Consider the following 22,661-nt stretch of genomic DNA (forward strand, 5'->3'; position numbering starts at 1 on the left):
ACAGAATTAATAAGACTATAAAAAGATAATCAACTCGCTTGAAATGCTCATCGTCAGAGACAAGTTATGGCTTCTGAGAAATTGAAACCTCTGCATTTATTTTATTCAAATGATCACGGATCAGGTTTAAATCTTCAGCTTCCATATTTTTTAACGGAATAACTACTTGCGTAGCCATCGAGTCTACATCGCCTCCCCTATCTTTATAAGTCTGTACAATTACATCGTCACCTTTGGTATGGATATACAATTTGCCCGAAGTAGTTGTACCATAATAGTCCATATCTTTAAATTTCGACAGCTTAAATGCGAAATACTCTGTTTTACCGTTATTAAAGTAACGCTTATAACGGCAAAAGCCATTGTTGGTAACATTTAGCTCATAACGCTTTACCTGGTCGCTTTCCTGACTGCCATCGTAATGATCGATAAATGTTTTTTGAAGAAAATTGATCGATTGTGCTACGGTTTCGGGGTCGGAAAAAGCACATAAAAACATACAAAAAGCCGAAAGAAGGGATATTTTCAAGCAGAGTGTAAACTTTTTCATCAGGTTAGCGTTTTAAACACACCAATTTAATTAAAATCATAAATTTGTATATGAGTTTTTCTCCACAATCAAGAGTTTGGGTATACCAAAGCGATCGCAAATTTACTTCTGTTGAAGAAAGTGAGATCTTAAACAAATTAGCAGCTTTTACTAACCAGTGGAAAGCACATGGAAATGAATTGCTTGCAAAAGCAGAAATCCGCTATGGCTTTTTTATTATCCTAACAGTCGACGAAAGCCAGGCGGGCGTTACCGGTTGCTCCATTGATAGCTCTGTTCGCTTAATAAAAGAAATTGAACAGGAATATCATGTAGACCTTTTTAACCGCTTCAACATTGCCTATAAAGTAAATGGAGAAGTTATAGTAAACAGCAAAGAAGATTTTGAAACTTTGGTAAATATCAAACAGGTAACGCCAGAAACGATTGTTTTTAACAACATGGTACAAAATCTGGCAGAGTTGGAAAGCAAATGGGAAGTGCCATTCCAAAACAGCTGGCATTCTACTGTTTTTGCCCATTTATTGTAAGCTATATGTTCATTGTAGATCTTAAATATATTGTTCCACTAACCAAGTTGGATGAACATATGGACGCCCATGTCCAATATTTAAAGAAATACTATAAAAAAAACATTTTTGTTGCTTCGGGCAGAAAAGTACCCCGAACCGGTGGAATTATTTTAGCCCTGGCAAAAGATGAAGATGAATTAAAAAAGATCCTAATGGAGGATCCTTTCTACAAACACAGGCTAGCCGATTTCACCATTACCCAATTCTTAACTTCACAATACCATCCTGATCTCGAATCGCTTTTAGGAAAATAATTCTTAAAACCCGTAGTGATATCCTACATTATTTTCACTACTGCTCAAACAATTAGCTAGCAAAAAACATTATATTGGTTAAATCAAATAATGTCTATGAAGCGCTGGCTCAAAATCTCTTTAAAAATCATATCGGTTGTTGTTGTTCTGATTATTCTCACCTGGTTGGCGGGCGCATTTTACATCAGTAGAAATAAAAAAGAAGTACTCGCTTCTATCCTATCACAGCTCAATAAAAATTTAAACGGAAAAATTACCGCTACAAGCATGGAGCCAACACTCCTGAAAAGCTTTCCTGGGGTTTCGGTATCCTTAAACGGCGTTCTACTGAGAGATAGTTTATGGAACCAACATAAACACGATCTTTTAAAAGCGCAGGATATAGATGTATCACTAAACGTACTTTCGCTCATAGTAGGTAATATCAACATTAAACAGATTGCCATCAACAATGCGGCTATTTATATATACACCGATTCTACTGGTTATAGCAACACCAGTATTTTCAAAAGCAAATCTAAAACAGATAAAAAATCGTCGCCAAAATCTTCCGCATTAGAAGTAAAAAAAATAGATTTTAATAAGGTTAGCCTGATATTAGATAACAAAAAGAGGTTCAAGTTATTCAATTTCGATATCGATCAGATCCAGGGCAGAATGCAATATCCTGATAGCGGGTGGACAGGTAAAATCAAGTTAATGACGAAAGTGAACAGTTTCGCCTTTAATACCCGCAAAGGTAGCTTTTTGAAAGACAAGACGCTTGATGGAACATTAAATGCACATTACAGCCGCGAATTGGATGCGGTAATACTGAGTCCCGAAATCTTGAACATTGGCGGGCACCCTTTTAAAATCGGTGCTAAAATAGAATTGGATAAATCTGCTTTTGCTATTAGCATAGCTGTTGATGATATTTTATTCAGAGATGTTGCCTTACTCTTATCGCCTAATATCTCCTCAAAACTCTTAAAATTCGGCATAGAAAAACCGATCGATATCCGGGGAAATATTGTTGATGACGGAACAGGGAAATACGGAGATCCCTTGATCAAAGTAGGCATAACCGTTCGGGATAATGTGGTTTCTATTCCGGCAGGCAAATTAACGGCCTGTAATTTTGATGGCTCCTTTACCAATCGGGATACCGTTGGTGGTATTATTGGTGATGAAAATTCATCCATCAAATTCCACAGGCTTACAGCAAAATATTTTAATGCACCGCTTAAGATCGACACTTTCACAGTGAATAATTTATCGCGTCCAATTGCCATCGGATTGGTAACCTCGCAATTTCCACTATCCAATTTAAACAATTCATTAGGCACGAACGATTTTGAATTTAAAGATGGAACAGCCAACCTGAGGTTATACTGTAAGGCAGATATTGATAATTTCAGATTTACAAAACCTGTTGTTTCAGGTAAAATACAGATTGCCGATGCCGATATCCTTTACATCCCCCGTAGGCTTCACCTGGTAAAAAGTGCCTTGAACATCAACTTCAACCAGAACGACTTATCGATACAGAACGGGCATTTCCAGTTGGGCAAAAGCGAGCTTAATGTAAGTTGTAGCATTGCCAACTTTGCCAACCTGTATTATACTGCTCCCGAAAAAATATTGGTGAACTTAAAAATGTCGAGCCCTCAACTCTACCTAAAAGAGTTTTTACCTTTCTTAGGACCAAGAACAGCGAAGAAAAAATCGAGCGGAAACAAACAAGTGGTTTCCAAAGAGTTGAGTAATGTGCTGGAGCTTTCGAAAATGAATATCCGTTTAACCGTTGATAAAGCTATTTATGATAATTTTCTGGCCAAAAATCTAGATGCCGACATTTCTTTGCGTGGCGGAGGGATATTCTTCAACAAAATAAGCGTGGCCCATGCGGGTGGTCAGTTGTCACTGAATGGAAATATTATGCAGGAAGCCGCCTCAAATAGCTTTAAAATCAACTCAAAGATCAGCCATGTAAGTGTTAAAGATTTCTTTTATTCATTTGATAACTTCGGACAGAATACCATTACCAACAAGAATTTAAAGGGTTATTTATCAGCGTTGGCCAACATTTCCGGAAGGATATCGCACACGGGAAAAATTCTTCCAAGATCGATAAATGGAAAAGTGGTATTCAACCTGAACAATGCCGCATTGGTTAATTTCGATCCGATGGTTAAGGTAGGGAAATTTGCCTTTGCCAACAGGAACTTATCAAACGTAGAAATCAAAAATCTTGATGGAACACTTAACGTGCGTGGTGATAAAGTAGAAATCAGTCCGATGCAGATAAATTCCAGCGCGTTAAATTTTAATGTAAAAGGCATTTACGCTTTAGGGAGTGGTACAAATGTAGAGATGGACATTCCGCTGAGAAATCCAAAGGGTGATGAAAACCTAACCAGATCGGAAAAAAGAGAAGCCCGTATGCGCGGTATTGTATTACACCTAAAAGCTGTTGACGACGAAAAAGGTGGAATAAAAATCAGGTGGAATAAGGATCACGACTAGTTTTAGTCCCAAGTCTGGAGTCCAAAGTCCCTAGTCGATAAATTGACTGAAGACTCAGGACTTTGGACTGTCGACTAAAAATCAAGCGGCCCTAATCTATTCATATTTCTTAAAATCAGATATTGACGGTGCCTGATGTACGGGGTTGCATTTTTAGGTGTCCACCTTCTGGGGTTTGGAAAACAGGAAGCAATTAAAGCGGCTTGTTTCCTGGTCAGTTTTGTACAGGATTTACCATAATACTCCTGGGCGGCGGCCTCGGCGCCATAAATCCCATCACCCATTTCGATTACGTTCAGGTAAACTTCCAATATTCTTTCTTTGCTCCAAAACAGTTCGATGAGTAAAGTAAAATAAGCTTCAAAACCTTTTCTTATCCACGATCGACCGGGCCATAAAAAAACATTTTTAGCTGTTTGTTGCGAAATGGTACTTCCACCCTTTACCTTTTTCCCTTTGGCATTGCTCGCAAAAGCTTTTTCGATGGCTTTCATATCAAAACCGATATGTTTTAAAAAGAGCTGATCTTCGGCAGATACCGCAGCCCTTTTCATATTATCAGACATGTCCTCGAATTTCACCCACTTTTTCTCTGTTTTAAAAGACTTACCATCGGCTTTGCGTTCAATGTTCCGTAGCACCATTAAAAGTGTAATAGGCGGATTGATAAAACGCAGCGCGATTACCCAAAACACAGAAACCAGCAGAAAATATAAAAATACTTTCGTAGCAATATTGGTGATCTTCTTTAGAAGGGGGTGTTTTGATTTGCTTTTGGTTCTGTTTGTCCGCGTTTTCGCCATGGCGCAAAGGTAATTAAAGGGACGGAAGATGGGAAATGTAGAGGGCCGGTATAATGCGTTTTTTTATCATCGAAAAACAACGCCAAAATGCAAAATTCTCGTGGTAAACCCTTATTGTACATTAAAATCAGTTTGTTTATGTATTTTGTGATTTCACATTTTTAAACAGAGTGCAAACAAAATTAACCAAATGAAAAAACTAGGCTATCTCTTTCTTGCTGTTACACTATGGAGCTGCAGTACAACCAAGAATATCAATAACAAGTCTGCAAAGTGGATAACACTTTTTAACGGGAAAGACATTAAAGATTGGAACGTTAAAATCCACCATCATGATTACAATGTAAACTACGGAAATACCTTTAGGGTTGAAGACGGGACAATACAAGTCCGATATGATCAATACGGCGATTTTAATGATCAGTTTGGCCATCTTTATTACAAAACACCCTTCTCTTACTATCATCTAAAATTAAAATACCGCTTTGTTGGCGAGCTGCAAAAAGGGGCACCAAGTTATACTTTGCGTAATAGCGGGGTGATGTTCCATTCTCAAGATCCGAAAACCATGCCTAAAGAACAAGATTGGCCAATTTCGATCGAGATGCAGTTTTTAGGCGGTTTGAGCGATGGCCGTCCCCGCCCTACAGGAAATATGTGTTCACCAGGTACGGAGATTTTTTACAATGGCAGTAAGTTCCCGGGGCATTGTCTGGATTCGAAATCAAAAACTTACGATGGCGACCAGTGGGTATCTGCCGAGCTTATTGTTATGGGCGATTCGATTGTAAAGCATATTATTAATGGTGATACGGTATTGCAGTATAACAAGCCACAAATTGGCGGAGGCGTAGCTAATCGTTTCGACCCGAAAATTAAAATTGATGGAAAAGCACTTACACAAGGTTTTATTGCGCTACAAAGTGAAGGGCAGCCAGTGGATTTTAAAGATATCCAGATCATGGAGCTTCCACGCCATAATAACAAAAAATCTAATTAAACATTTTTCGATACTATACGTTACAAGAACATGAAAGTTGCATTAATTACAGGAGGAAGTAAAGGAATTGGTTTCGGTATTGCCGAAGCCCTTTTAAAAGAAGGTTATAAAGTAGCCATTACCAGCAGAACAATTGCCAGCGCAAACCAGGCCGCGTCACATCTGGTGGCTCATGGTGATGTATTGGCCATTGAAGCAGATGTTACAGATTTTAAATCTCAGCAAGGTGCGGTAAACCTGATACTCGAAAAATGGGGGCAATTGGATATACTCATTGCCAACGCTGGCGTAGGGCATTTTGCACCTATTGACGAACTAGATGTCGATTTATGGAAAGAAACCATTGATACCAATTTAACAGGCGTTTTTTATAGCATTAAAGCCACTGTTGAAGAGATCAAAAAGAACAAGGGACATATTTTTACGATTTCTAGCTTAGCAGGTACAAACTTTTTTGCAGGTGGCTCAGCTTACAATGCCAGTAAATTTGGCTTAACAGGTTTTACGCAATCAGTTATGCTCGATTTAAGAAAATATGGCGTAAAGGTGAGTACCATTATGCCAGGATCGGTAGCGAGCCATTTTAACGATCACCAGCCCAATGCTGAAAATGATGCCTGGAAAATCCAACCAGAGGATATGGGTAAACTGATTGTTGATTTATTGGCCATGCCGGCAAGAACTTTGCCGAGTAAGGTAGAAATTAGGCCAACTACGCCGAAGGGATAAAAATAATGGATAATTTAAAAAGGGATACCGTTTACCATATCCTTTCTTAAATTATCCATTTTCCATAAAAAAAGGTCCCGATTTTCATCGAGACCTTTTTTTTGATTCTTTAAAGAATGCTTATTCAGCAACTACTTCAAAAGGAACCTGAACTTTAACTTCTTTGTGTAAGTTTAAGTTAGCAACATATTCGCCAACAAATTTAGGTTCAGTTTCGAAAGTAATACGACGACGGTCTACATCAAAGCCTTGTGCTTTTAATGCTTCAGCAATCTGGATGGTATTAACCGCTCCGAAGATTTTTCCGCTTTCGCCTGCTTTAGCACCGATTGAAAGTTTAACATCAGTTAAACGCTCAGCAACACCTTCAGCATCTTTCTTAATTTTATCTTGTTTAAAAGCAGCTTGCTTCAAGTTTTCAGCTAAAACTTTTTTAGCAGAAGAAGTAGCCAATGCTCCAAATCCTTGAGGGATTAAATAGTTACGGCCATAACCTGGCTTTACTGTAACTACATCATCTTTCTCACCAAGGCCTTTAATATCTTGTTTTAAAATAATTTCCATATCTCTAGCCTCCTATTTTAATTGATCAGCAACGAAAGGTAACAAACCGATGTGACGGGCACGCTTAACTGCCTGAGCCACTTTACGTTGGAATTTTAACGAAGTACCAGTTAAACGGCGTGGTAATAATTTACCTTGATCGTTAATAAATTTCAACAAGAAATTTGCATCCTTGTAATCGATGTATTTAATTCCGTTTTTCTTGAAACGGCAATATTTTTTACGGTTATCCTCTACTTTAGGGGCAGTTACGTATTGTATTTGTTCTCTTGCCATTACGCTGCAACCTCCTTAGTTTTTTTGTTAAAAGCACCACTACGCTTTTTCTCATTGTAAGCAACAGCGTGTTTGTCTAAACGGATTGTTAAGAAACGTAACACACGCTCATCGCGTTTTAATTCAAGCTCTAATTTTGCGATCAAATCACCTGAAGATTTGTATTCAGTTAAGTTGAAGAATCCGTTTGATTTTTTCTCAATTGGATACGCTAATTTTCTCAAACCCCAATTATCCTCTTGGACAATTTCGGCTCCGTTATCAACAAGGATTGCTTTATATTTGGCTAATGCCTCTTTAGCAACTTCTTCTGATAACAAAGGGGTTAGAACGATAACAGTTTCGTACTGATTCATTGTTATAAATTATGTTTTTAATTTTTAATCCCGAGGTATATTACGGGGATGCAAAAGTAACAATATATTTCTTAAAATCAAATGATTAATTAGAAAAAAGAAGAATCACAAGCAATTAAGAAAGAAAAAGTTATATGATAAAATGAAACACCGAAAAATGACCGCGAAACATTACCTCCTCACAATTCTGGCGCCTCAAATCTCATCTCCTATATCTCACACCTAATCTCACAAACAAAAAAAGGGAGACTATCTATCCGACAATCTCCCCATATCAATTAGCTGTAATGTTTAATAAGTTTGTATCGTTTTAACAAAACTCTCTTCTTTATACGTCACCACAAAGGTTAATTCTTTAGAATCTGTTTTGCTGATATTGAATTTTTTTGTTAACTGCGCTTTATCTTTAAATACTTCGTTGTAAACCTCGTCATTGTATTCGTTGTATACTTTAACTTCAACTGGATTTTTGTCCAGGTTATCCAGATCAAGGGTAATTACCTGATCATTTTTAGTATAAACCGGTTTAAATATGTTAGATACTTTTGGCTCAGACACAAGCGCCTCACCATCTTTGATGGTTACGGTATATTTAGCCAGTTTTAATTCAGACTCTACTTTAAGCACATAGTTTCCATCAGGAAGTGCGTTTAAATCATAAACCTTGCTTGATAAAGCTGAAGCATGAATATTTTCTTCAAATAAAACTTCCTCATCTGCACCGATCAGCGACAGATTAACGTCTTCTGCCTTATCTACAGAAAAACGGATAAACTTTTCTTTTTCGCCTTTTACTTTTAATGTAAAATTATCATCGTTAGCGTGAACACCCGTAGCAGTAAAAAACAACGCTGCTATTAAACCGATTTTTAAGAACTTTTTCATAACCAATATTTTTAAAGAGTTAATAATTATATGACACCACTAAGGTATGGAGGCAACTGAGATATAGACGATTGCATATTTTCCAATATCTATGCTATATTACCCCGATTACTGGGGTATTTTGTCATAAGTTATAATAAAGCATATTTTTTATGTATTTTAGTACAATAAATTAAAAAATAATGAAGCCAAGTTTCGAGGTTGTTGAGCCTTCTTTCGGAAGTTCATTTTATTATTCAAAATACGTGGAGAACGCCAACAACATGGCGCACCTCTGGCATTACCATCCCGAAGTTGAAATGGTATTTGTAAATGGTGGTGCAGGAAAAAGGCAGATCGGCAGCCACGTTTCTTATTATACCGATGGTGATCTGATCCTGATTGGCAGCAACCTCCCCCATTGCGGATTTACGGACACCAATACGGGGAATAAAAACGAAACGGTAATCCAGATGAAGCCTGATTTTTTAGGCGCCACTTTTTTGGGTCTGCAGGAGATAAAAGGAATCCATGAGCTTTTTGATAAAGCAAAGGCCGGAATTGCATTCGGCAGCGAAACCAAGCGTATGGTAGGCGACCGGATCGAAATGATGGACGATCAGCCCCCATTCGACAGGCTTTTAACCCTGCTCAGCGTTTTAAAAGAACTTGAACACGCCAAAGATTACAAAATTCTAAATGCCGACGGGTTTTCGATGGAAATGCAGGTGCAGGATAACGACCGCATTAATATGATCTTTAACTATGTAAAAGATCATTTTCAGGATCAGATCAGTTTGCAGCACATCGCTGAAATGTCGAGTATGACAGTTCCATCCTTTTGTCGATATTTTAAAAAGATCACAAAAAAAACCTTTACCCATTTTGTAAATGAATACAGGGTGGTACATGCTTCAAAGCTTCTGGCCGAAAAGCCCATCAGTATTGCCAATATTTCTTACGAAAGCGGTTTTAACAACTTTAGCCATTTTAATAAGTTGTTCAAGGAGTTTACAGGCAAAAGTGCATCAGAATACAGGCATGAGCTTAAGTCGCTGATTAAATAAATGAGCATGAACAAATCCCTACTATTGATACTCTTAAACGTCATCAGCTTATCCCTGCATGCTCAATATGTTGACATTAACTTGCTAAACTGCAAAATAAGCGAAACCGAGCAAAAGAAGATAGAAAAACTGATTGCTTACGAACGCATGTTCTGTAACGAAATTTTTGAAACCAGAGAGAACATTACTGCACCTGTTAAAATAAACCTTTATGGAAAAAGTAAAGATTATCGGTTAGCGCAAAAAACATATAGTGCACCAATAAATAGTGCTGGATTTTATATTGCCGCAATTAACGAAGCCTTTGTATATAAGAGCAGCGATTTCATTTCGGTAGCACTCCATGAGGCCAGCCATAGTATTTTCCAGTTTAATTTTAAAAAATCGCCCAAATGGTTAAACGAAGGCCTTGCAGAGTTTTTCGAAACATTGGATTTTGACAGTGAGGGGAATTTATACTCCTATCCACAAAGCGGTAGAATTAAGCGTATAAAAGCAGGAATAGATTCGAAAGACAGTGAAAGGCTAAAAAATTTCTTTAAAATATACAGTGGTTCATTTTACGGGCATGATGTAGACGACAATTACAACACGGCCTACAGTGTGATCTACTTTTTTATAAAATCCAAAAGAACAGACCTGCTTAAAAAAATAATTAAACTAAATACGCAGGGTTACGATACCGAAAAAGCAATTGAACTTACTTTTGGCAGGTTTGACCGGTTTGAAGAAACATATAAGCTATTTTACAACTATCATAAATAAATTGTTCTTTTAAGCTTAAGCCTCCAGCCTGATCATATTACAACTTTTCAACATTCCAACCTTACCACATTCCAACTGATAAAAAATTCCTATTTTCGTGCCGATGGAAAATTTTATCGTTTCTGCCCGTAAATACCGCCCAGCCACCTTCGAAACCGTTGTTGGTCAGCAGCATATTACCGGTACGTTAAAAAACGCCATTAAAAACAATCAACTTGCCCAGGCATTTTTATTCTGCGGGCCTCGTGGTGTGGGTAAAACAACCTGTGCACGTATCCTTGCAAAAACCATTAACTGTACCAACCCTACAGCAGAAATGGAAGCCTGTGGCCAATGCGACAACTGTCTTTCTTTCCAGAATGGGCATTCTTTTAATGTTCACGAATTAGATGCGGCTTCAAACAACTCTGTTGATGATATCCGTAGCTTAATTGAGCAGGTTAGAATACCACCACAAGCAGGAAAATATAAGATCTATATCATTGATGAGGTTCATATGTTATCGCAGAGTGCATTTAATGCCTTTTTGAAAACATTGGAAGAACCACCTTCTTATGCTATTTTCATCTTGGCCACCACTGAGAAACATAAAATTCTGCCGACTATTTTATCACGTTGCCAGATTTTTGATTTCAACCGGATCCAGGTAGAAGATATTGCCAACCACTTATCAACCATTGCCCAACGCGAAAATATTGCTTTTGAAAGCGATGGTTTGCATATTATTGCCCAAAAGGCAGACGGTGGACTGCGTGATGCACTTTCCATGTTCGATCAGATTGCCAGTTATGCAAACAAGAACATTACTTATAAAGCTGTAATCGATAACCTAAATATTTTAGATTACGATTATTTTTTCAAACTTACCTCTTATTTAACCGCAGCAGAAGTTAGCCAGACCCTACTCCTGTTCGACGAAATTTTAAATAATGGTTTCGATGGCAATAACTTTATAAATGGCCTGGCTTCGCACTTCCGTAATTTATTGGTAGGTAAAGATGCATCAACCATTAAACTTTTAGAAGTTAGCGAAAACATCAAGCAAAAATATCTCGATCAGTGCAGGCAAACAGAATTATCATTCTTGCTAACGGCATTAAACCTGGCCAATACCTGCGATCTAAATTACAAGAATTCTAAAAACCAGCGTTTACAGGTAGAGCTGGCACTGATTAAAATGTGCCATATCCGGTCGGTCGTCAATTTAGCACAACAGCCTTTAAGCCCTAATAACACAGCAACTGACGTAGATCAGGATAAAAAAAAAACTAATGTCGTAGCCGGGCAGGCAGAAACGCCAAAGCCAAAAACAGAAAGCGAAAATACGGCCCAAGCTGTATCGCCTATTGTTAAAACAGCTGTTTTACCGAACATTCCTGAAGAAGAAAAACCTAAGGAAACACCCAGGGTTGGTCCGCCACCATCTGCAACTTCCATCAGTATCAATATTCCAAAGCCCAATGCGATAAGCACACTCATTCCATCGTTAAACGATCTGAACCGGGTTGCACAGGAAGATGACGATAAGGGTCCAAAGAAAGTTACAGGCGAAGCCAGAGAACCTTTTAGTTACGACCGCTTATTGGAAGTATGGAATGCTTTTACTCAAAAAATGAAGGCGGCCGATAAAATCAATCTTTTTACCATCTTAAATAATTTCGCACCTACGCTTTTAAATCCCGAGCTGATCGAAATTTCGGTAGAAAGTAAAACGCAGGAACACCTTGTACAACAAGAATCTGTTGAGCTGTTGAACTTTTTGAGAAATGAGCTTAGCAATTTCGGTGTAGAGGTTACCTACAAACTTGTTGAACGTAAAATAGAAAACAGGCTTTATGGCAACCGCGAAAAGTATGATTACCTGGTAAACAAAAATCCAAAGCTTGACGAATTGCGCAGGAGATTTAATTTAGATGTTAATCCTTAAATTTCATGTCGGATAACTGAACAATACTTATTCGATTAAAAATCACTAAACAAAAAGCAGGATTACACATCATCGTAAATGTATAACCCTGCTTTTCCTATTATGATTGTTTCGTCAACTAACTATCTTTATGACAGTAATTTATTGACTATTTTTGGGGCGTATCGTTAATCGGATAACCTTCTTCATCTAAATCATCGCGGTTATCTTCGGGTGTACGGGCAAGGATTTCATCTTCAGGATTCAGCTTTACACTCTCCCCGTTATCCACGTGCATGCCTAATTCTTCCAGGTTATCCTCGGCAATTTCTTCATTGCGGGCATATTCATCACCAATATAAGGATTAGCTTCATCGTAGGTCGAGTCATCATCTTTGGCACCTGCAGCAACCGTTTCGTATCCCATTGGGTGGTCGTAATCTTTATCTGTACCTCTTACATCTAGCTCGTAACTCTGCTTATTTTCATCATAAGCGAGATTCTCTTTATTGATTTCGCTATTTTCTGTGGTACTGTGTATTTTATCCTGCGATCCTTTATTCTCGTTATTTGCCATGATATGGGTGTTCTAATTTATATGAATATAACAAAATGATCCCGATAAGGTTTGTTTCTGGCAAGAGAATCTTTCAATTATTGGGCGTGCCCCAAGCTGCGCAAGGGTCGGGCTATACACTTCAAGTCCTCGCCGGTGAAGAACCGGGCTGTGGGCTTTTCGTTGCTATCCCTCACGCGGGCAGAGCGTAGTATAATCCCATTTTGAAAGGTAAATTATTCAACTAAATTTGAAGCTATAAATCTAAAAATCAATACACAACGACATTGAAAAACCTCAGGCCCTTAATATTAGGTTTAGTTACTTTAATTTTCTCTATTTATTCCCTTGTCGATATTTTGTTTTCAAAAAGTCTACTTAAAGAAATAAGGGGAACCCTAGGTTATTCAAAAGTTGATGTTGAAATAATAGAACCTGAAAGAGGCCTTTCTTTAATGGATGAGACCGGTAAAATAGCGGTATTGAGGTTTAACCTAAAAAACAATAAGCAGTTATTCAAAATTACCCAACGGCTAGATATAGTTCACGATAGCAAAAACGCAATGGACGATGTCAATGAGCTTTTAAAAACTTCCAAAAACCTAAGTCTTTTATTGAGAAAGCATGTTTTATCAAAAGAAGTTAGTGTTTACCAGATCAATGCTGATGGAACAGTAATTTACGATCGAATTGAAGATGCAAATGATGCTTCATTTCTTATCTTTTTCCTTACCGTAGGAGCTTCGATTTTATTTTTTACTCTTTATTTTTTACCCGTTCAGAGCATGCTATCTAGCAAAAAACGGGTTAAAGTTTATCGTTACAAACAACAATAGTATACAATGAGTAGCATCACTCACTAAGCCACCTAAACCCGATCAAAGCGGGATGCTTCCGATCCTTCATCGGGAGCAGAAGCGGGAGCGGGACTGCTATAACCTAAAAGCTTCTGCATTTGCTTTTCAAATACAAAAGCCTTGTCATTTTCTAACAAAACGATCATTAAAGCTGAGAAAAAACATTACAAAAAAAGCGTCCCGATATTTACACCAGGACGCTCCTATTATTATTTTCCTTAGTTTACAAAGAAGCCAAAGAAGTATTTAATGTTTCACTCGGACGCATTGCTTTGCTTGCCAGTTCGTCATCAGGGTTATAGTAACCGCCAATGTTTTGAGGTTTACCTTGCGAACCGATCAACTCTTCGTTGATTTTCGCTTCGTTTGCTAACAAAGTTTTAGCCAACGGTGCAAATCTGGCCTGCAAATCAGCATCCTTAGTTTGAGCCGCTAAAGCTTCAGCCCAATATAAAGCCAAATAGAAGTGAGAACCACGGTTATCGATAGTACCCAGTTTTCTGCCTGGAGATTTATCCGTTGCCAAAAATTTCGCGTTTGCCTCATCCAAAGCATCGGCCAATACCTGCGCTTTTGCATTATTTTGTGTTTGAGATAAATGCTCTAAAGAGGCCTGAAGTGCTAAAAACTCCCCAAGCGAATCCCAACGTAAATAACCTTCTTCAATAAACTGCTCAATATGTTTTGGAGCAGAACCACCAGCACCAGTTTCGAACAAACCACCACCGTTCATTAAAGGCACGATCGATAACATTTTAGCAGAGGTTCCTAATTCTAAAATCGGGAATAAATCTGTTAAATAATCACGCAATACGTTACCGGTAACCGAAATGGTATCTAAACCTTTGCGGATGCGCTCTAGGGTAAATTTAGTGGCCTCGATTGGCGCCAAAATGCGGATATCTAAACCTGTAGTGTCGTGGTCTTTTAAATAAGTATTTACTTTAGCAATGATTTCTCTATCGTGTGCTCTATTTTCGTCTAACCAGAAAACGGCAGGGGTTTCTGATAAACGTGCCCTGTTAACCGCTAATTTTACCCAATCCTGAATCGGGGCATCTTTAGTTTGGCACATGCGGAAGATATCGCCTTTTTCTACTTTCTGATCGAAAAATACTTTACCATCAGCATCAGTTACGCGGATTGTTCCTGCACCAGTAGCCTGGAACGTTTTATCATGCGAACCATATTCTTCAGCTTTTTGTGCCATTAAACCAACATTGGGTACCGAACCGATGGTAGTCACATCGAAAGCACCGTTTGCTTTACAGTCATCAATGGTTGCAGTGTAAACACCAGCATAACAACGGTCTGGAATTAAAGCGATGGTATCTTGTGCTTTACCTTCTTTGTTCCACATCTGTCCCGAAGTACGGATCATGGCCGGCATCGAAGCATCAACAATCACATCCGATGGAACATGAAGGTTGGTAATTCCTTTATCAGAATTAACCATGGCCAGGGCCGGACCGTTTTCTATGGCCTGTGCCAAAGCAGCTTCAACTTCAGCTTGTTTTGCGTTGCCTGCAATTTTAGCGTAAACATCGCCTAAACCATTTCTGGTATCAATGTTCAGTTCTTTGAAAAGGTCAGCATATTTAGTAAACACATCTGCAAAGTAAACTTCAACAATGGCACCAAAAATAATCGGATCAGAAACCTTCATCATTGTTGCTTTTAAGTGTGCAGATAATAAAACGCCTTGAGCCTTAGCTTCAGCAATTTCTTTAGCCACAAAAGTTTTCAATGCCGATAAGCTCAATGCAGAACTATCAATCACCTCTCCTGCTTTTAATGGTGACAAAGCTTTTAATTCGGTTACAGCACCATCAGCAGCAACAAATTCTATTTTAAATTGACCTGCTTCAGCAACGGTTGTAGATTTTTCTGAGCCGTAAAAATCGCCTTCAGTCATGCTGGCTACTTTGGTTTTCGAATCTGCAGACCATTTACCCATTGAGTGCGGGTTTTGTTTGGCGTAATTTTTAACCGCTTTAGGCGCTCTACGATCGGAGTTACCCTCACGTAAAACCGGATTTACTGCAGAACCTAAAACTTTTGCATATTTAGCTTTAATTGCTTTTTCTTCGTCGCTCTGTGCATTATCAGGATAATTTGGAATTGCAAAACCCTGCGCCTGTAGCTCGGTAATTGCACCTACCAATTGAGGGATAGAAGCAGAAATATTCGGTAATTTGATAATGTTAGCTTCCGGAGTGGTAGCCAAGGCACCAAGCTCTGCTAAAGCATCACCAATTTTTTGATCGTCTTTTAAATACTCAGGAAAGTTTGCCAAAATTCTTCCTGCTAAAGAAATATCTCTGGTTTCTACATCAATACCCGCTGACGCAGTAAAAGCTTGTACGATAGGTAAAAGTGAGTAGGTTGCCAACATTGGCGCCTCGTCGGTTTTGGTGTAGATAATTTTTGATGTATTTGACATGTTTATATTGATTTTGCTTATTAAGGTTAACTATTCAATCGGTTTCCAGGTTTGTAAACCGATCTTTTTAAAATCGCCTAAAGATAAAATAATCGAATGAATTAAGGAACATCGCAATGTTATTTATAGTACCATTAATTGCAGATAGCGAGTAAAATATTAATGACGGGATTTGTTATTGGAGCGCAGGGCGATTTGCAATTTTTAATTTAGTCCTGCTCACCGCTTTATCCCGATAAAACGGGATGTGTGTTCCGATCAGGGCTAGAAACTTAGGCCTGTAGTACGGAAAACCGGCATAGTAGCAGAAAAACGACCAAACTAAACCTGATCGAACGGTCCCGATTTTTCATCGGGAAGGTAGAGCAGGAAGAAATTAACCGATGGAATACTGTAATTGCTTTCCAAAAAAATAAAACGACCATATCATAATAAGATATAGTTTTATCTGTCTTTAGTGCAACACCCCAATATTTTGTGAACCATTTCTTTGGCTAAACTTTTGTAGCGTCAAAACCAAATACCTATCTATTTTAAAATTTTAATTGAAAATGACCGAACCTACCTTAGATCAACAGTTAAATGCCCGCAAATTCGACGAGGCTAAAAGCATGATGCATAACGGCGAAAAACTTTCTAAAAACATTCAGGAACATCATAAATCATCTATTTTTGATCATCTGGTGAGAGAGAAACAGTACGAAATCCTAAATATGATGCTAAAGGACAAAACCATCGAAACCGACATTTATGAATTCGACAGTTTTGACAAAAGCATTTTTCAGGCTATTGTCCGCAACCTTGGTAATGACGATGAAGATATTGCATTTTTCAATGAATTTATTACTCATTTTGATAATCTGAATGACGAAGTAAATACCAAAACATTATTAGGTTATCTCTTCGAAAACGGAGCAAGTTTACCCCTGATCAAAGCCTGTATCGACGCAGGTTGCAGTGCAAATTTTAAAAACAATGCAGAAGAAAACTACATCCATCAGGTAGTGAAAAGCAGTTTTCGAAGGTATAACCTAAACGATGAACAGACTACCGATTTGCTTAAAGGATATATCGATATTCTCCTTAACGAAGGTGTCGACATTAATGAAGGCAATGTGGTGCAGGAAACTCCATTAATTACCGCAATAAAATTTAACAAGAAAAATTTAATTGCCCACCTGCTCGAAAATGGCGCCGATCCCAATTATACCGACCGCGATGGAAATTCAGCCTTCTTTTATGCTGTGGCACATTCGCAGAGCGAAAACATATACGATACAATGCGTAATTTTGCTACGCCAGCTTTCGATCAGGTTAATAAAAACGGCGAAACATTATTATTTGAATATGTGCGAATGATGTCGAACAGTGAAAGTGGCATCAACTTCCTTAAAAAACTGATTGAGGATGGCGCTGATTTATATCAGGCCAGTACCTGGTATGGTGCTGATAAAACACCTCTGGATGTAATTGCCGAAAAACAGGCTGATATTTTACAGGCTGTTTTAGAAACCGGACAGGTAGATGTAAGCAGGGCCGATAATAAAGGGAATACCCTGCTGCATAAAGTTTGTGCCTACAATGTAAATTACGAAGCAGAAAAAGCGAAAGAAACCTATAGAAAAGTAAAGCTCCTGCTCGAAAACGGTGCAGATATTGCTATCACCAACGATCAGGACCAGACCGCGCTGATGCTTGCATCTGATGATAACCTGAAAATAAAAACTGTAGAACTGCTCATGAAACAATCTTAACATATGTCGATGTCATTTATTATTGCCTGCGAAAGCGGCAAGCGCAAAATAGCCGAACTTTTATTGGCCAACCAAGAGGTAGAGGTAGATTATACAGATGAAAAAGGCAGAACAGCCCTTCATTATGCCGCTCACCGTGGATATTTAGACCTTGTACAGATTTTGATAGATCGTGGGGCAGCTTTAGATTACGAAGATCATGCTGGAGAAACACCGTTTTACTTTGCCTGTTTACAAAAACAGAAACAAACTGCACTGTTTCTTTTAGATAAAGGTGCAAGAATTGACATTAAGGATTTTAAAGGCAACAGCTTATTACACCTAACTGCACAAAGCGGGCAGATTGAAGTGTTAGAAAAACTCCTCAATCAAGGTCTTGAAGTTGATGGCGAAAATAACGAGGCAGAAACGCCTTTGCTTATTGCTGCAAGTTGGCGGAACAAAGAAATTGTTCAAAAATTATTGGAATTTGGCGCGGATATCAATACCACCAATAAACATGGCGATTCACCTTTAATTTTTGCGGTTAAATCTAAAAACACACCAATGGTTGAGCTTATTCTCGAAAAAGGTGGAAATATCAACCATATCAATCATACCGGAGAATCGGCCTTACTAATTGCCTGTTATGATGGCAGCAGGATGTTGACCAAAACATTGGTAGAAAAGGGCGCAGATGTATTCGTTTCATCAAAAGATGGCATCTCTCCCATCTGGTATGCCTGCGCCAATAATCAGAAAGAAATCGTTGATTTATTTTTAACCAACGGTATAGATGTAAACTATGCAAAACCGCTTTCGGGTAATGACGATTCGATGTATTCGTACTTAGAATGGGTAGAAACCGCCAATAACATTTCCATTTCGGCCAGCTTCTCTTTCGATAACAATTACAACTACGGAGGCGAGAGCATGCTACATGTAGCAGCCAAAAGCGGCCATGTAAGTATGTTAAAGCTATTAATAGAAAAAGGTGCAAACATTAATATTCAGGATGAAAGCGGGAACACGGCTTTACATTACGCGGCTGCGAATGGTAAAAAAGATGCCGTAAAATTTTTACTGGAAAAATCAGCCGACCCTACCATTGTAAATGTAAAAGAACAGAAAGCCATAGATTATTCGAATATTAAGGGTTTTAATGAAATTACGGAACTCTTGTTGAAATATGGCCTTCCAGCTAATCCAAATGTGCAAGGAACAAGTACAATATCATCAGAAAATACTGCTGAAGTTCCAAAAAACGATATGGCAGCGAAAAAACAGGCATTATTAGATTTAAAAGAGTTACTCGATGCCGGAATTTTATTGCAGGAAGAATTTAATGCGGAAAAAGCTAAGATTTTAAAAGGTTAAGTTAGCTGCCATGTTCGTCATTGCTTCGTCGGCTGAAAACCTCCTCGCAATGACGAAATTTCTATTCAAAAACATTGTCTAATAAAATTTTAGTTATAAATTTATTTTTAAGAACTTTCCTGGTCAGAAAATCTAAATTTGATCGGAATATTCGACATTAACGCTCACACAAATGAAAAGTAATCCTAAAGTTAAACTTCAATTATTTCTCTTTCTTTCCATCTTTACATATGCCTGTTCGCCAAAACTATATCTGGATGAAACCAAACGCTATCAAGCAGGAACATTAACCGAGTCGCAAGTAGATTCCCTGCATCTTTTCTTAAAAGAAAACCAAAGGCTTGCCATAAAAGACACCATTATCATCAAATATGATTTCAATAAAGACGATTGTTGGAAAGACCTTAGCTATCAGAACGCAGAATTCCTGAACAATGTAAGATGGGCCTTTCAAAAAAACATTCTTGAAAAAGCCGAGGCCAGGCCAAAAGTTGCCATTTACCAATATCGTGAGGATGGAAAAAGTTTCAGTCCGATTAAATCGAAAGGACTAGAAATAGAAACCGATTCGGGTTTTCTTAGAAAATTATTATTTGAAGAGGCTACTTCTTGTGGCACCTCGGCAATTATCCTTCCAAACGGGAAATTTTTACTGGTAAAATCAGACCCGCAATTCTCTGCGCTGATATTAAACGCAAAAGACATCGAGAAAAAATTACAGGAAAATCTGGTTAAATAATTTACGATAAGTAAAATTCCCCAATACCGCCCAAAAATAACAATGAACATTGCTTACAAGAAAATTTCTATCCTGACTAGTTAACGACAATTTAAGACATTGCAAACTCAGAAAGAAAAGGATGCTGTAACTAAAATAAAGTTCTATCCCTTTTTTATTGCAGGGCTTTTAAGAACGGTTATTACATATGCTAAAAAAATTTGTAAGATATCATCTTATATTTAAAAATAATCAGATATAAAATTAATCCTATGGAATTTAATAACGAATTAATTACAACAAGCGAATATGAAAACTTGAACTTTAATTCTTCTATTAGGGGTAGTTACAGCACATTACAATTTGTTATAAGGTTACATAAAGATGTTAGACATCATCTGGATCAGGATGAAATAACCCCAGAAAAACTTCAAGCATTTTCTACTTTTTTACATGAAACAATTCACTGGTGGCAGCACATAGGCTCACATTTTGGCTTTATACTTAACACATCGTATCCTTCATTTGCAGCAAGTTCTTTTGAACATCTAAAAACTTTGATTTCGAAAGACTTAGCGTATAAATCTTTAGTGAAATTTGAAGAAAATTATTTTAATGAAAAGGGATTTTGTGATATTGAAGAACTAAATATTATAGTAAATAATTTCTATGATTTAGATTATGCGAAGCTTTTCTGCTTAGACAATAAGAATATTAAAGATATAGTTAAGGATAAGCGACTTTTCTTATCGATAGGCCATTGCTTTATGATAATGTGGTCAAATTCAATGTTCACAATTTCAGAAACCTTAGATAAAGATTTTAACTTTATTCCAAAATTTAATGATTGGATAGGAAAATTCCAAGAACTAGAGAGTAAAAAAATAGAAGGATTTTATCCAGATTCTAACTACCGTGTATCCCCGCTTGGAATAAAAGCAATTTTTGAAGGTCAAGCTATCTTTAATCAAATATTATATCTCAAAAATGCATTTGCTGAGAATAAAATCATTTTTAAAGACTTCATAGATCAAGGGATGCTTCACGGAATTTACCTTGAAGCCTTTGATTTATATTTGCAGATTATCAAAGAAGACAGACCATTTTTCGTTGATGATGCGTTGATAGGCTTATTTCTTCTAGTATGTGATATATCAATAAATCCTAATAATGGATTTCCTCTAGACATTTATGATTATGAAAATTTTATCAATAAAAATAACCCAGGACTAAGATTTATTAAGATATGTGAAATAATTTCTGGACAGAAAGGCTATTATTTGGAAAGATGTAAGCACCTTGATAAACAAAGCTATATCGACTTAAGTAAACTACTTAACAAAAGATTAGGTTGCAAATGTTCGTATCAAACATTAGAAATGTTCAAAACATGGGCAAATGAAGAAAGTGTTAAAAGTTTATTAAAAGAAGAAGAGAAGCATATATACGAGGAAATAAACATGCCATTCCGTTTGTTTTTTGCCAAATATTTAAGATTTCAATTAGATAAATTTGAACAACCCGAGGTTTTTTGCTGGATAGGGCATCATATGTCTCGAGCCAAAGATGCTTCTATCAAACATCTTTTTGATAAACATAGAGCATTGTTTATTGATGCTGAAGATGGAGAGGTAAAACCAGTAATATTCGATGGAATTGAAGAAAAAAATCTTCTAGCAACATTTAACAAGTTTTATCAACATACAATGTTTTACGAGCTCATTCTTAAATGGATTAGTGAAGAAGGAAATTTCAAATTTGACTATAAGTGGTTACTTAATGAACGAAATGAAGATGCAATTCCGAGAATTAAACAGGAGTTTAATAGACTTTTTAAAATAGATATCGAAAATATTAAAATAGTTTAACGATTTAATGCATAGAAACTGCATCTAACAAAGGTCAGCTTAAAATACGACACACCAGAAAAAACAAATGACATTTTTATATACAGCTCGGGGAACATACGACAAGACATATAACGAGGACGGAATGTCTTGGGTCAAGTATATTGAATGGTCTAAATTGACGCATTTAACAGAACTTGTTTCTCTTGATGGAATGCTAAATGAAATATTGGTTGAACCGGACTATGAAAATGCAGACGATTGGAATTATATTCAGACTATTGAGCAATATCAAACAAATTTTTTCACGACATCTGAATTCGTTTTTAAAAGAATAAAATACAAAGACAAATTCAATTTATTGACCGTTGTCCTAGAGCCAGACATAGACTGTAAAGACATAAAAATTGACAATTATGAATTTGTTGGCTATGATTTGTTAGACCAAGACTTTAACATTAGTGCTTTAACAAATTGTGGTGGTTTTGACGAAACGTTTCTGCCAGCAGACCTAAACGACAAAGGGCTTATTTACGACTTTAAAAAAGCGTATGAAATAAAGAAAAGACTTTTAGAAAATAACCCAGACGAACATCATGCAAATACCAACGTAATTGCAGTTTGGAGACACAGAACAATTGGACGATGAAATCAACCATAGCAAATAAATGAAGCCAAATTGCTTACAAGCGCCTTGCATTAGATGTTGGCTGACGCGTGTAAAATTGAAGCTGAGACTTTATGTAGCTAAATCAATACTAAATACAGGCCAAAACAATCTTGCTTCGAGTTAGAAACGATTTAACAAAATTTAACTAAAAAATTAGGTGTAATACTGTAATTTAGTTTTAATTAATTGTTTTCAAATTAACAACTGGAAATTTATGCTCGAATTCCTTTGCTCCACTCCCATAAT

At 37.2% G+C, this 22,661-nt stretch carries 22 protein-coding genes; 14 read left to right on the plus strand and 8 right to left on the minus strand.

Annotated features, from left to right (window positions below):
- Positions 1-64: 64 nt before the first annotated feature.
- Positions 65-550, minus strand: coding sequence for a hypothetical protein (locus LQ227_RS03750; RefSeq protein WP_230145409.1), 486 nt, complete (start codon positions 548-550; stop codon positions 65-67).
- 50 nt (positions 551-600) lie between these two features.
- On the opposite strand from LQ227_RS03750, the gene LQ227_RS03755 reads away from it, so the two are divergent.
- The 3 genes from LQ227_RS03755 to LQ227_RS03765 all read left to right on the plus strand — a co-directional run bounded on the left by LQ227_RS03755 (position 601) and on the right by LQ227_RS03765 (position 3,884).
- Entirely contained in the window at positions 601-1,080 is a 480-nt protein-coding gene (locus tag LQ227_RS03755) for an ABC transporter ATPase (RefSeq protein WP_230145410.1), read from the plus strand.
- Between the two features lie 5 nt (positions 1,081-1,085).
- On the plus strand, positions 1,086-1,376 hold the full coding sequence (locus LQ227_RS03760; RefSeq protein WP_230145411.1) for a YciI family protein: 291 nt from the start codon (positions 1,086-1,088) through the stop codon (positions 1,374-1,376).
- Between the two features lie 96 nt (positions 1,377-1,472).
- Positions 1,473-3,884, plus strand: coding sequence for an AsmA family protein (locus LQ227_RS03765; protein ID WP_230148266.1), 2,412 nt, complete (start codon positions 1,473-1,475; stop codon positions 3,882-3,884).
- A 74-nt stretch (positions 3,885-3,958) separates the two neighbouring features.
- On the opposite strand, the gene mtgA is transcribed toward LQ227_RS03765, so the two are convergent.
- Positions 3,959-4,687: a monofunctional biosynthetic peptidoglycan transglycosylase gene (gene mtgA, locus LQ227_RS03770; RefSeq protein WP_230145413.1), complete on the minus strand. Its 729-nt coding sequence runs from the start codon at positions 4,685-4,687 to the stop codon at positions 3,959-3,961.
- Between the two features lie 190 nt (positions 4,688-4,877).
- On the opposite strand from mtgA, the gene LQ227_RS03775 reads away from it, so the two are divergent.
- Positions 4,878-5,687 (plus strand): DUF1080 domain-containing protein, encoded by an 810-nt coding sequence (locus LQ227_RS03775; protein WP_230148268.1) that lies wholly within the window; start codon positions 4,878-4,880, stop codon positions 5,685-5,687.
- Positions 5,688-5,717: 30 nt separating this feature from the next.
- The gene (locus tag LQ227_RS03780; RefSeq protein ID WP_230148270.1) at positions 5,718-6,416 is read left to right on the plus strand and encodes an SDR family oxidoreductase; all 699 of its coding nucleotides are present in this window, start codon (positions 5,718-5,720) and stop codon (positions 6,414-6,416) included.
- A gap of 120 nt (positions 6,417-6,536) precedes the next feature.
- Here LQ227_RS03780 and rplI read toward each other — a convergent pair whose 3' ends face one another.
- The 4 genes from rplI to LQ227_RS03800 all read right to left on the minus strand — a co-directional run bounded on the left by rplI (position 6,537) and on the right by LQ227_RS03800 (position 8,497).
- Complete coding sequence (gene rplI / locus LQ227_RS03785; RefSeq protein WP_029277406.1) at positions 6,537-6,980, minus strand: 50S ribosomal protein L9; 444 nt, start codon at positions 6,978-6,980, stop codon at positions 6,537-6,539.
- A gap of 12 nt (positions 6,981-6,992) precedes the next feature.
- Positions 6,993-7,256, minus strand: a complete 264-nt coding sequence (rpsR, locus tag LQ227_RS03790) for a 30S ribosomal protein S18 (protein ID WP_010599582.1) — start codon at positions 7,254-7,256, stop codon at positions 6,993-6,995.
- On the minus strand, positions 7,256-7,612 hold the full coding sequence (gene rpsF / locus LQ227_RS03795; protein ID WP_029277408.1) for a 30S ribosomal protein S6: 357 nt from the start codon (positions 7,610-7,612) through the stop codon (positions 7,256-7,258). Before rpsF ends, rpsR begins: the two co-directional genes overlap by 1 nt.
- A gap of 291 nt (positions 7,613-7,903) precedes the next feature.
- Positions 7,904-8,497 (minus strand): hypothetical protein, encoded by a 594-nt coding sequence (locus LQ227_RS03800; RefSeq protein ID WP_230145416.1) that lies wholly within the window; start codon positions 8,495-8,497, stop codon positions 7,904-7,906.
- A 182-nt stretch (positions 8,498-8,679) separates the two neighbouring features.
- On the opposite strand from LQ227_RS03800, the gene LQ227_RS03805 reads away from it, so the two are divergent.
- The 3 genes from LQ227_RS03805 (at position 8,680) to LQ227_RS03815 (ending at position 12,235) form a co-directional block, all read left to right on the plus strand.
- The gene (locus LQ227_RS03805; protein WP_230145417.1) at positions 8,680-9,543 is read left to right on the plus strand and encodes an AraC family transcriptional regulator; all 864 of its coding nucleotides are present in this window, start codon (positions 8,680-8,682) and stop codon (positions 9,541-9,543) included.
- Positions 9,544-9,549: 6 nt separating this feature from the next.
- Complete coding sequence (locus LQ227_RS03810) at positions 9,550-10,308, plus strand: DUF1570 domain-containing protein (protein ID WP_230148272.1); 759 nt, start codon at positions 9,550-9,552, stop codon at positions 10,306-10,308.
- 103 nt (positions 10,309-10,411) lie between these two features.
- Complete coding sequence (locus tag LQ227_RS03815; protein ID WP_230148274.1) at positions 10,412-12,235, plus strand: DNA polymerase III subunit gamma/tau; 1,824 nt, start codon at positions 10,412-10,414, stop codon at positions 12,233-12,235.
- A gap of 148 nt (positions 12,236-12,383) precedes the next feature.
- On the opposite strand, the gene LQ227_RS03820 is transcribed toward LQ227_RS03815, so the two are convergent.
- On the minus strand, positions 12,384-12,791 hold the full coding sequence (locus LQ227_RS03820; protein WP_230145420.1) for a hypothetical protein: 408 nt from the start codon (positions 12,789-12,791) through the stop codon (positions 12,384-12,386).
- Positions 12,792-13,057: 266 nt separating this feature from the next.
- On the opposite strand from LQ227_RS03820, the gene LQ227_RS03825 reads away from it, so the two are divergent.
- Positions 13,058-13,606 carry a hypothetical protein gene (locus tag LQ227_RS03825; RefSeq protein WP_230145421.1) on the plus strand — a complete coding sequence of 183 codons (549 nt, stop codon included), beginning with the start codon at positions 13,058-13,060 and terminating at the stop codon, positions 13,604-13,606.
- A 244-nt stretch (positions 13,607-13,850) separates the two neighbouring features.
- Here LQ227_RS03825 and LQ227_RS03830 read toward each other — a convergent pair whose 3' ends face one another.
- Entirely contained in the window at positions 13,851-16,070 is a 2,220-nt protein-coding gene (locus tag LQ227_RS03830; RefSeq protein WP_230145422.1) for an NADP-dependent isocitrate dehydrogenase, read from the minus strand.
- Between the two features lie 551 nt (positions 16,071-16,621).
- On the opposite strand from LQ227_RS03830, the gene LQ227_RS03835 reads away from it, so the two are divergent.
- The 5 genes from LQ227_RS03835 to LQ227_RS03855 all read left to right on the plus strand — a co-directional run bounded on the left by LQ227_RS03835 (position 16,622) and on the right by LQ227_RS03855 (position 22,394).
- Positions 16,622-17,824 carry an ankyrin repeat domain-containing protein gene (locus LQ227_RS03835; protein ID WP_230148276.1) on the plus strand — a complete coding sequence of 401 codons (1,203 nt, stop codon included), beginning with the start codon at positions 16,622-16,624 and terminating at the stop codon, positions 17,822-17,824.
- 9 nt (positions 17,825-17,833) lie between these two features.
- Positions 17,834-19,180, plus strand: coding sequence for an ankyrin repeat domain-containing protein (locus LQ227_RS03840; RefSeq protein ID WP_230148278.1), 1,347 nt, complete (start codon positions 17,834-17,836; stop codon positions 19,178-19,180).
- A 172-nt stretch (positions 19,181-19,352) separates the two neighbouring features.
- Complete coding sequence (locus LQ227_RS03845) at positions 19,353-19,919, plus strand: hypothetical protein (RefSeq protein WP_230148280.1); 567 nt, start codon at positions 19,353-19,355, stop codon at positions 19,917-19,919.
- Between the two features lie 251 nt (positions 19,920-20,170).
- Positions 20,171-21,766, plus strand: a complete 1,596-nt coding sequence (locus LQ227_RS03850; RefSeq protein ID WP_230148282.1) for a hypothetical protein — start codon at positions 20,171-20,173, stop codon at positions 21,764-21,766.
- A 67-nt stretch (positions 21,767-21,833) separates the two neighbouring features.
- Entirely contained in the window at positions 21,834-22,394 is a 561-nt protein-coding gene (locus LQ227_RS03855) for a hypothetical protein (RefSeq protein WP_230148284.1), read from the plus strand.
- Positions 22,395-22,661: the final 267 nt, after the last annotated feature.

Origin of the sequence: Pedobacter sp. Bi27, assembly GCF_918698255.1 — a bacterium.
Lineage (GTDB): Bacteria > Bacteroidota > Bacteroidia > Sphingobacteriales > Sphingobacteriaceae > Pedobacter.

Excerpts from the sequence above, each read along its gene's own strand:
- LQ227_RS03820 (WP_230145420.1), bottom strand. The coding sequence starts at position 12,791 with ATGGCAAATAACGAGAATAAAGGATCGCAGGATAAAATACACAGTACC.
- rpsR (WP_010599582.1), bottom strand. The coding sequence starts at position 7,256 with ATGGCAAGAGAACAAATACAATACGTAACTGCCCCTAAAGTAGAGGAT.
- LQ227_RS03780 (WP_230148270.1), top strand. The coding sequence starts at position 5,718 with ATGAAAGTTGCATTAATTACAGGAGGAAGTAAAGGAATTGGTTTCGGT.
- LQ227_RS03800 (WP_230145416.1), bottom strand. The coding sequence starts at position 8,497 with ATGAAAAAGTTCTTAAAAATCGGTTTAATAGCAGCGTTGTTTTTTACT.
- LQ227_RS03810 (WP_230148272.1), top strand. The coding sequence starts at position 9,550 with ATGAACAAATCCCTACTATTGATACTCTTAAACGTCATCAGCTTATCC.
- LQ227_RS03830 (WP_230145422.1), bottom strand. The coding sequence starts at position 16,070 with ATGTCAAATACATCAAAAATTATCTACACCAAAACCGACGAGGCGCCA.
- rplI (WP_029277406.1), bottom strand. The coding sequence starts at position 6,980 with ATGGAAATTATTTTAAAACAAGATATTAAAGGCCTTGGTGAGAAAGAT.
- LQ227_RS03850 (WP_230148282.1), top strand. The coding sequence starts at position 20,171 with ATGGAATTTAATAACGAATTAATTACAACAAGCGAATATGAAAACTTG.
- LQ227_RS03765 (WP_230148266.1), top strand. The coding sequence starts at position 1,473 with ATGAAGCGCTGGCTCAAAATCTCTTTAAAAATCATATCGGTTGTTGTT.
- LQ227_RS03775 (WP_230148268.1), top strand. The coding sequence starts at position 4,878 with ATGAAAAAACTAGGCTATCTCTTTCTTGCTGTTACACTATGGAGCTGC.
- LQ227_RS03760 (WP_230145411.1), top strand. The coding sequence starts at position 1,086 with ATGTTCATTGTAGATCTTAAATATATTGTTCCACTAACCAAGTTGGAT.
- LQ227_RS03840 (WP_230148278.1), top strand. The coding sequence starts at position 17,834 with ATGTCATTTATTATTGCCTGCGAAAGCGGCAAGCGCAAAATAGCCGAA.
- LQ227_RS03835 (WP_230148276.1), top strand. The coding sequence starts at position 16,622 with ATGACCGAACCTACCTTAGATCAACAGTTAAATGCCCGCAAATTCGAC.
- rpsF (WP_029277408.1), bottom strand. The coding sequence starts at position 7,612 with ATGAATCAGTACGAAACTGTTATCGTTCTAACCCCTTTGTTATCAGAA.
- mtgA (WP_230145413.1), bottom strand. The coding sequence starts at position 4,687 with ATGGCGAAAACGCGGACAAACAGAACCAAAAGCAAATCAAAACACCCC.
- LQ227_RS03755 (WP_230145410.1), top strand. The coding sequence starts at position 601 with ATGAGTTTTTCTCCACAATCAAGAGTTTGGGTATACCAAAGCGATCGC.
- LQ227_RS03855 (WP_230148284.1), top strand. The coding sequence starts at position 21,834 with ATGACATTTTTATATACAGCTCGGGGAACATACGACAAGACATATAAC.
- LQ227_RS03805 (WP_230145417.1), top strand. The coding sequence starts at position 8,680 with ATGAAGCCAAGTTTCGAGGTTGTTGAGCCTTCTTTCGGAAGTTCATTT.
- LQ227_RS03815 (WP_230148274.1), top strand. The coding sequence starts at position 10,412 with ATGGAAAATTTTATCGTTTCTGCCCGTAAATACCGCCCAGCCACCTTC.
- LQ227_RS03750 (WP_230145409.1), bottom strand. The coding sequence starts at position 550 with ATGAAAAAGTTTACACTCTGCTTGAAAATATCCCTTCTTTCGGCTTTT.
- LQ227_RS03845 (WP_230148280.1), top strand. The coding sequence starts at position 19,353 with ATGAAAAGTAATCCTAAAGTTAAACTTCAATTATTTCTCTTTCTTTCC.